6 protein-coding genes are annotated in these 8,341 nt (G+C 68.2%); 2 read left to right on the top strand and 4 right to left on the bottom strand.

Annotated features, from left to right (window positions below):
- Positions 1 to 419 precede the first annotated feature (419 nt).
- From AC08OU_RS19820 to AC08OU_RS19835, 4 genes are all read right to left on the bottom strand, one after another.
- A complete protein-coding gene (locus AC08OU_RS19820; protein ID WP_476602132.1) occupies positions 420 to 1,799 on the bottom strand; it encodes a Dyp-type peroxidase in 1,380 nt (459 codons plus the stop codon).
- Positions 1,800 to 2,096: 297 nt separating this feature from the next.
- Positions 2,097 to 3,311 (bottom strand): FAD-dependent monooxygenase, encoded by a 1,215-nt coding sequence (locus AC08OU_RS19825; protein WP_476602131.1) that lies wholly within the window; start codon positions 3,309 to 3,311, stop codon positions 2,097 to 2,099.
- 237 nt (positions 3,312 to 3,548) lie between these two features.
- On the bottom strand, positions 3,549 to 3,722 hold the full coding sequence (locus tag AC08OU_RS19830) for a keywimysin-related RiPP (RefSeq protein ID WP_476602130.1): 174 nt from the start codon (positions 3,720 to 3,722) through the stop codon (positions 3,549 to 3,551).
- A 1,005-nt stretch (positions 3,723 to 4,727) separates the two neighbouring features.
- Positions 4,728 to 4,928 carry a TetR family transcriptional regulator gene (locus AC08OU_RS19835; protein ID WP_476605525.1) on the bottom strand — a complete coding sequence of 67 codons (201 nt, stop codon included), beginning with the start codon at positions 4,926 to 4,928 and terminating at the stop codon, positions 4,728 to 4,730.
- Positions 4,929 to 5,530: 602 nt separating this feature from the next.
- On the opposite strand from AC08OU_RS19835, the gene hpnH reads away from it, so the two are divergent.
- Positions 5,531 to 6,529, top strand: a complete 999-nt coding sequence (hpnH, locus tag AC08OU_RS19840) for an adenosyl-hopene transferase HpnH (protein WP_476602259.1) — start codon at positions 5,531 to 5,533, stop codon at positions 6,527 to 6,529.
- A 443-nt stretch (positions 6,530 to 6,972) separates the two neighbouring features.
- The gene (locus AC08OU_RS19845; RefSeq protein ID WP_476605526.1) at positions 6,973 to 8,187 is read left to right on the top strand and encodes a beta-ketoacyl-[acyl-carrier-protein] synthase family protein; all 1,215 of its coding nucleotides are present in this window, start codon (positions 6,973 to 6,975) and stop codon (positions 8,185 to 8,187) included.
- Positions 8,188 to 8,341 lie beyond the last annotated feature (154 nt).

Below are 8,341 nucleotides of genomic sequence, written 5' to 3' on the forward strand. Positions count from 1 at the left end.
ACATTACGCACAGTTACCAAACTGGCTGGGGTCTCACGCCCACCCCGGTTAACTTCGAAGACCCCGTAAATCCCGATCCGATGGTCAGGAGCCCCGTGGTCCGCGCGAGCCTCGATGAGGCCGTGTGGAGAGGTGCCACCTCCGGGCCGGTGTGCGGTTTCTCGCGGGGCGCGCCTGGCATGCCGCGACCACACCGGGCATCGGGAACGGGTACAGGTACAGGTACAGGTACAGGTACAGGTACGGCGTCATCGGACCACTCATTGGATTACCCGTCAGACCACCCATCAGACCACCCTGCCCCGGCCGTGCAGCCCGCACGTCCCTCGACGGCGGGCCGCACGTGTGCGGATGCGGCTCAGTGGCCGTGCGGAACGGCGCGGCACAGGATCACCCGGTCGAAATTCAGCCGGTGCCGTTCAGCCGGCGCCGAAGAGCCCCTGCGCGAGAAAACCGCCCGCGGGCGCGGCGGGCGGGACGGCGAACAGGGCGCTGGAGGTGTGCCGGATGAAGGTGTTCAATGCGTCGCCGGCCGCGAGGGTCCGCTGCACCGCGACGAACGCCGTACGCGGGTCGGCCTGGTAGGCCGTGAAGAACAGGCCGGCGTCCGGCTCGCCGGCTGAGTCCAGGCCGTCGTCATAGGAGTAGCCGCGACGAAGCATGGCGATCCCGCCGTGGAACGACGGGTGGGACAGCCGGGCATGGGCGTTGCCGGCGATCGCGAGACTGCCGTCGGCGGCGCGGGCAGTGAAGTCCGGCTGGATGGTCTCAGCGCCGCCCTGCCCCACCGGCGGTGCCGAGAGCGCGGTGCCGTCGGACTTGCGGCGGCCGATGACCGCGCTCTGAGCCGTCTCGTCCAGCCGCGCCCAGGCATCGAGCAGCATGCGGATGCGCCGGCAGACCAGGTAGGACCCGTCCCGCACCCATTCCGGCCCGTTGGACACCCACACCGCCCGGTCGAACTGCGGCGTGCCCGGTCCCAGGTTGTCCGTGCCGTCGATCTGCCCCATCAGGTTGCGCGGGGTGGACCCGGGGTTGAACGCGGCCGCCGCGGAACGAAGGAATCCCCGCTGGATCCAGCGGGGCCGGGCATCCTGAGCGGCGAGACGACGTATCTGCCGGGAAGCCGAGACCGCGACCATCGGATCCTCGGCGCAGACCTGCACGCCGAGATCCCCGCCGCTGCGCGCCGGATCGAGCTGGTCACCGGGCATCGCGGGGATGTCCGCGAGCTCCGCGGGTATCTGCGCGTCGAGGCCGGCGCGGCGCAGCGCGGACGCACCGAGCCCGATGGTGATCGTCAGTCCCGCCGGTCCGAGTCCCTGGGTGTCCCGCTCAGCGCCGTCGAGCGGCTCGCCTCGCATCAGCACCGCGGCGGCGGCCGTCCAGGTACGCAGCACCGCGGCGAGGGAGGCGCGGACCGCGGCCGGGCCGGACGTCGTCAGGTCGTAGGCGGTGAAGACGAGCTGCGCGGGAGGCCGGTCGGCGATTCCGGGCTGGTGACGGCCGTCACCCACCACCCCGGCCAGCGCCTCACGACGGACCACGGCGACGCGGTCCGGCCCGCCCGACTGGTCCTCCCGGGAACGTTCCGCGGCAACGGCGACACCGCTGTCGAGGGCCATGACTCCCCCGAGGCCTCCCCCGATCGCGACACCACCGCCGAAGCCGAGCAGCCCGGCGCCCCGCAGCACCCTGCGGCGGTGGGGACCGGTCGGGCGGTTCTCCCGGACCGCATCCGCCGCATCGACGATATCCGTTACATCGGCAGCGTCCACCACATCCGTAATGTCCGACATACCCGCCCTACCGGCCCTATTGGACATACCGGTCTCAGACCTACCGGTTCCATCCGTCCTGTCGCTCACGGGATCCGTACCGGCGCCGCAGTGAGATCCGACATCATCCTCGGGCCGGCAATCCTCGGGCCGGCGTCAACGCGGCGATTGCCACCGAAGGACACCCGGATGAGCCGTCCGGTGAGGTGTTCGCATGGGTCATAGGGCAGTTCCACGATGTCCGTGAGAAGATGATCCGCCGTGGAGGGCGCCGTCGACCACTGCGGGACGCTCGGCACACGCCCCGGTCGACCGGGACTAACCCTCCATACTTCTCCGGGCGACGGGTTCGCCCCGGCGACGGGCCAGGCCCCATCGTGCACTCGAGTTCAGTCCGCGCAGCGCCCTGCGCACGGCCGGGTGCTGGCTGGCACGGTGCACCGGGTAGCGCCACGGCGGCTGTTCGCCCTGGCGCGACGCCATCGAGTAGGCGAACGACACCGGATCCTGATCGAGGTATGGGTCCACCCGTTCGAACCAGGCCATGCTCATCCGCGCCGCCGCCTGCAGAGGACCCAGGGCCGCCCGGCCCCGCCGGTCGAAATCTCGCAGCGCGGCCGGCAGATCGCCGCCGCTGTCGTACATGCTCTGCGCGAGCGCGACCGCATCGACGATCGCGAGCGCCGTGCCCGACCCGAAGGCGAAGTGCGTGGTGTGGGCGGCGTCACCGATCAACACGACGTTGTCGTGGTACCAGCTCCGGTTGGTGACATCGGCGAAACGCAGCCACCGCGCCGCCCGGCCGCGGCACTGGCTGATCAGCGGATGGCCGTCCAACGGACCAGAGAAGATCTTTTCCAGCATCCGCGGCGCGTCCTCGGCGCTCAGGCGATCAAGGCCGAGTCCCTTCCACGTCCGCTGGGAGCATTCCACAATGCAGGTGCTGATACCGGCGCTGGACGGATAGGCGTGGAACCAGATCCATCCTGCGGAGGTCCGTTCGAAGGCGAAGGTGAAGCTGTCGAATCGCTTGTCGGTGCCGAGCCAGATGTACGGGTTACCGCCGATCTCGACCTTGGTACCGAAATCGTCCTGGGTCATCTGGCGCACCCGGCTGTTCGCGCCGTCGGACGCCACGACGAGATCGGCGTCGGCGTACGGGCGCAGGTCGTCTACCTCGTGCCGGTACTCCACTTCGACGCCGAGATCGGTGGCCCGCCGGGCGAGGATCTCGAGCAGCGCGGCCCGCTGCAGGCTGAAGCCGTAGCCGGTGAGATATGCCGCCCGCGATCCGCCCAGACTGATCCGCTGCTCCTGCCAGAGAGTGGACGCAGCCCGCAGGGCACGAGCGCTGCCTGGGTCGTTCCGGAAAAGGACGTCCAGAAGGTTATCCCAATACACAACCCCCCAGCCGTAGGTCGCCCCGGGCGGGTCGCGTTCGAGGATTGTGATCTCCTGGCTGGCGTCACGGCGTTTCGCCGAGATGGCGAAGTACAGTCCTGCTGGTCCGCCGCCCACACAGACGATCCTCACCGCAGGTGCCTCCTCCGTGTTCCTCCTCGGCGTGACCCGGACGGCGGGTGGCAACGACCGTTCGCCGGCTCGTCACCACCGTCGTCCCCGGAGAGGAGCACCGCCAACGGATGTCGTGGTGCCCACTTGTCGGGCTGCCCGGTTACCCCGCATTGTCGGGTTTTCCGGTTTCCCGCATTGTCGGGTTACCCGAGTGTCAGATTGCTGGTCGGGTTGCTGGACTGTCGGGAGCCGGGATCACCAACGGCCCCAGCCACCCCAACGCCCCCAGCCACCCCAGTGGCCCCAGCCACCCCAGTGGCCCCAGCCACCCCAGTGGCCCCAGCCCCAGCCCCAGCCCCCGAAGAAACCGGTGACCTGCCGGAACGAGCCCTCGGCCCGGAGCGTCGGTGCCTCATACGTTGCTTTCATGCCGGATTCCTCCGTCCGACTTCGATTTATTCGGTCTATGTGATTCTCGGCGATCCAGACAACACAGTGGCCGCCGTCGGTGTCCCACCTCCGACCGCCACTTACCGCCTGTGACCAACCATCTTCGATTCTGCTCCTTTGCTGTCCATTGCTGGTTCATCGCCGGTTCGGTGGCACCATCGGGAGTCGCGGTGGAGACGGGCGCCGATCGAGCAGATCATCGCTGTAGCCGGCCGAAGCTCCGGCTCACGGGCCGGCACCCGTCGGAGGCCCCACGCCGCACCAAAGGCGCCATGCGGGGCAGGAGGGGTTATCGGATCGATCTCGGCGTCGATCTCGAGAAGATGGCCTTGCGGGACAGTCCGAGGCTGTTGGGACCCTACGGATCTGGTCGTCGGGAAGCCCACCACGGTGGCACAGCCAGGTCCGGCCCACGGCCCGGATCTCGGTCAACGAGGTGAATCGTCAACGAGGTGAAATGACGGCCGGCGGCGTCTTCGCCGGGCACACGCGAGTGCGAGTGCGGTCCTGCTGCAGTCCTGTTGTGATCCTGTATACGGGAGCGTTAGGCGACGTCGCGGTCGCGCGCGTCCTCGGGCAGTAGGGTGCGCAGACCCAGAATGATGTTGGTGATCCCGAACTCGAACTCCTCCGGGACGGTGACGTCGGAAGGCTGCGCCGCCGCAGGGACCGCCGCGGCCGGCTCCTCGACGGGCCGCTCGGTGAGCAGGAAGCCCCGGGTGTATGTCGAGAGCGTGAGGAAAGCGTGCCAGGCCAGCGACGACGGGAATCCGGCATCCCGCAGCCCAGCCAGCAGTTCCGCCGCCCGAAACCAGGAGGTGATGGTCTCCTCTGGTAGGTCGGACTGCCGCTACGACGCGTAATCAGGTCGCATTTCAGGTCGTCGACGGCGAGCAGCGCATAGGGGACGTAATGAAGTAACAAATACGTGATCGAGAGCATCATCGCAGGTCACAGGCCTGTGGAGGGTTCGAAACGCGCAAGTTATTTCATTTCGACTCCATAGAAATTTTTGAAGAACTCGCGGAGCATGTCCTCCCAGTCGTCACCACGGAGGGGAGGCATGCTCTCATAGAAAGAGACGAGTGCCTCCTCGGCCATGGCGTCGAGGAGTTCTTGCTTGCTCTTAAAATACCAGTAGATGCTGGTGACACCGACGTCGAGATACGCAGCCAGGCGGGGCATACTCAACCGATCGACCGGAGTGTCCCGGCAAAACTCGAAGGCGCCCGCCAGAATCCCCGGGGCATTGATGGATCCCCGAGCACGCCGCGACCGGGGACGCTTCGATCCCGTGTTCACTGAGGGGGGCACGCACTAGCCTCCGCATCGTGGGGATGGCCCGGGAACGGCCCCGCTACCCAGGACCACACCGAGTATTCTACCGGAAGGTTCTCCGGATGGTGTGAGATATCTGCCGCACCCGGCGGGCGCAGTGGTTGGCTCATGGTCAGGCGGCAGGATAGTCCGGACCACCACAAGGCCACCCCGCCGAAGGCCGGCCGGACCGTCCCGCCCGGCACACCACACGCCGCCCCCGGCGCCATCGCCTCGCCGCAATCCGCGCTCTCACCACCGCCCCTCCCCATCACCCCCAACCCGCCAGCGCACCCCGCCCCCAAACCGGACACCCACCTCAGTTCCACCCCACGCCCACTCCGACCCACGCCGAATCCACCAGCTCCGCACCACACGCCTACACTGACCGGAACAGTCACTGACCGCAACAGCGCAGCATCGCGACTCCACCCACCAGGCGACCGAAGACCAACAGCAGGAGGGTGAAAATGGCCATTCCGCGGCGCCAGGCAATCAGGATCGGCGCTTATCTCCTCAAGCAGAAACTCGCCAGGCGGGACAAGTTCCCGATCACCCTCGAACTCGAACCCCTGTTCGCATGTAACCTCGCCTGCGATGGCTGCGGCAAGATCCAACATCCCGCGGACGTGCTGAAACAGCGCATGCCCGTCGAGCAGGCGCTCGCCGCCGTCGACGAGTGCGGCGCCCCCGTGGTGTGCCTGGCAGGCGGCGAACCGCTGATGCACCCGCAGATCGAAGACATCGTGGCAGGCCTGGTGAAACGTAAGAAGTTCATCTACCTGTGCACGAACGCCCTCCTGATCCCACGCAAGATCGACAAGCTGCGCCCGTCACCGTACCTGTCCTTCGCGGTACACATCGATGGCCTCGAGGAACGCCACGACAAGTCCGTGGCCAAGCCGGGCGTGTTCGCCCAGGCCGTGGACAACATCAAAGAGGCGCAGCGCCGCGGCTTCCGCGTCACCACGAACACCACGTTCTTCAACACCGACACCCCCCAGACCGTGATCGAGGTGTTGGACTTCCTCAACAACGACCTCAACGTCGACGGGATGATGCTCTCCCCCGCCTACGCCTACGAGAAAGCCCCCGACCAGGACAGCTTCCTCGGGGTCAAGGAAACCCAGGAACTGTTCCGCAAGGCGTTCGCCGACGGCCGCCGCAAGAACTGGCGGATCAACCACTCCCCCCTGTTCCTGGACTTCCTCGAAGGAAAGATCGACTTCCCGTGCACGGCCTGGGGAATTCCGTCCTACTCCCTGTACGGCTGGCAGAAGCCGTGCTATCTGATGGGCGACGGCTACGCCAGGACCTACCAGGAACTCCTTGACACCACCGACTGGGAGGCCTACGGACGAGGCCGCGACCCGCGCTGCGCGAACTGCATGGCACACTGCGGCTACGAACCGACCGCCCTCGCGGCGACCCTGTCCTCCCTGCGGGAATCCATCCGCGCGGCCCGCTGAGACCGGCCCCGGGACCACCGGCCAGCCCCGGGAAACGACCTCGGTGCGGCGGCCGTCGCCCTCCGGCCGGAGGGCGACGGCCGCCGCACCGAGGTCCTCCACCAGACACCCCCGGCTCGGATACGCCGGGAAGAGCGGCATAACGGGAAGAGCGGCATAAGCGGGATCCGACCCGAAACCGCATTATGACCCAATTATGACTACCTGCACCCCGACACTCACCCACCGTCCCCTCGCCGGTCCGGCGTCGTGGGCCGCGGCGGCGCCCGTCTCGCCATCGTAGGGCTCGCGGGTCTTTGTAGGGTTCCCACAACACCTGGCCGCCGACATCGGTAGCGGCGGAGCTGTCCAGACCGCGCCCCGAGCTGGGAAGGTGATCCGGAGCGAGAATCGGAACCGCCTTTCTGGCGTTCCGCCCTCATCGTGACGGGAAGGGGTAATTAGTGGTTTACGACAAGATCGTGGTGACGGGTCTCGGTGCGATGACTCCACTCGGCGGCAACCTCGCCGCCACCTGGGACGGGCTGGTCGCGGGTGCCTCGGGTGTCGCGGTGATCGAAGACGAATGGGCGCGGGAGCTGCCGGTCCGACTCGCCGCCCGGCTGCCCGTCGACCCCGCGGCAACGCTGCCGCGCAAGGACAGCCGCAAGCTCGACCGCGGTGAACAGATGGCGATCGTCACCGCCCGGCAGGCATGGGCGGACGCGGGATCCCCCGAGGTCGCTCCCAAACGGCTCGCGGTCGTCATCGGCACCGGTTACGGCGGGGTGCAGTCCACCCTGGGCCAGCACCGCATCCTGGAGCAGGCCGGTGCGCGCCGGATATCCCCTCAAACGGTGATCATGCTGATGCCCAACGGCCCGGCGGCGTGGGTGAGCATCGACCTCGGTGCGAAGGCCGGCGCCCGCACCCCGGTCAGCGCCTGCGCGTCCGGCGCCGAGGCGATCGCCACCGGTATGGAGATGATCCAACACGGGCTGGCCGACGTCGTGGTCGCCGGCGGCGTCGAGGCGCCGGTCGACACGCTGCCGCTGGCAGCGTTCGCGCAGATGAAGGCCCTGTCGACCCGGCACGACGACCCGGCAGCCGCCTCCCGGCCCTTCGACGCCGACCGTGACGGTTTCGTGCTCGGCGAGGGCGCCGGCCTGCTGGTCCTGGAACGGGCCGGGTTCGCCGCCGCCCGCGGCGCCCGCGTGTACGCCGTCGCCGCCGGCGCGGCCACCAACTCCGACGCCCTCGACATCGTCACCGCCGACCCCGCCGGGCAGCGCAGGGCCATCGAGGCCGCACTGTCCAGCGCCGGCCTCACCCCCACCGATATCGGCCTCGTACACGCCCACGCCACCTCTACCCCCGTCGGTGACCCCTTGGAGGCCGAGGCGATCACTCAGACGATCGGCACCCATCCGGCGGTCACGGCCACCAAGTCGATGACCGGGCACATGCTCGGCGCCGCCGGCGCGGTGGGCGCCATCGCCACGGTGCTCAGCATCCGCGACGGCGTCATACCCCCGGTACGCAACCTTGACCGGCTCGACCCGGCGATCAAGCTCGACGTCGTGTCCGGACAGGCCCGCCACGAGACCGTCCGCGCCGCCGTGGCCAACGCCTTCGGCTTCGGTGGGCACAATGTCTCCCTGGCGTTCACCGCCCCCTGAACCGGCCGCGCCGGCCACGCCTGGCTGGACTCGAACGCGCTCCGGCCCCCGTCGTGTTTCCGCCCGCCCAGAGGCCTCACTTCCCATTACTGACCATTGCCGATCATTTCTTCCAGCAAGGGAACGGCGAAGACACCTTGCCGTCCTTCATGAT

The organism is Frankia sp. CcMO1 (assembly GCF_977945845.1).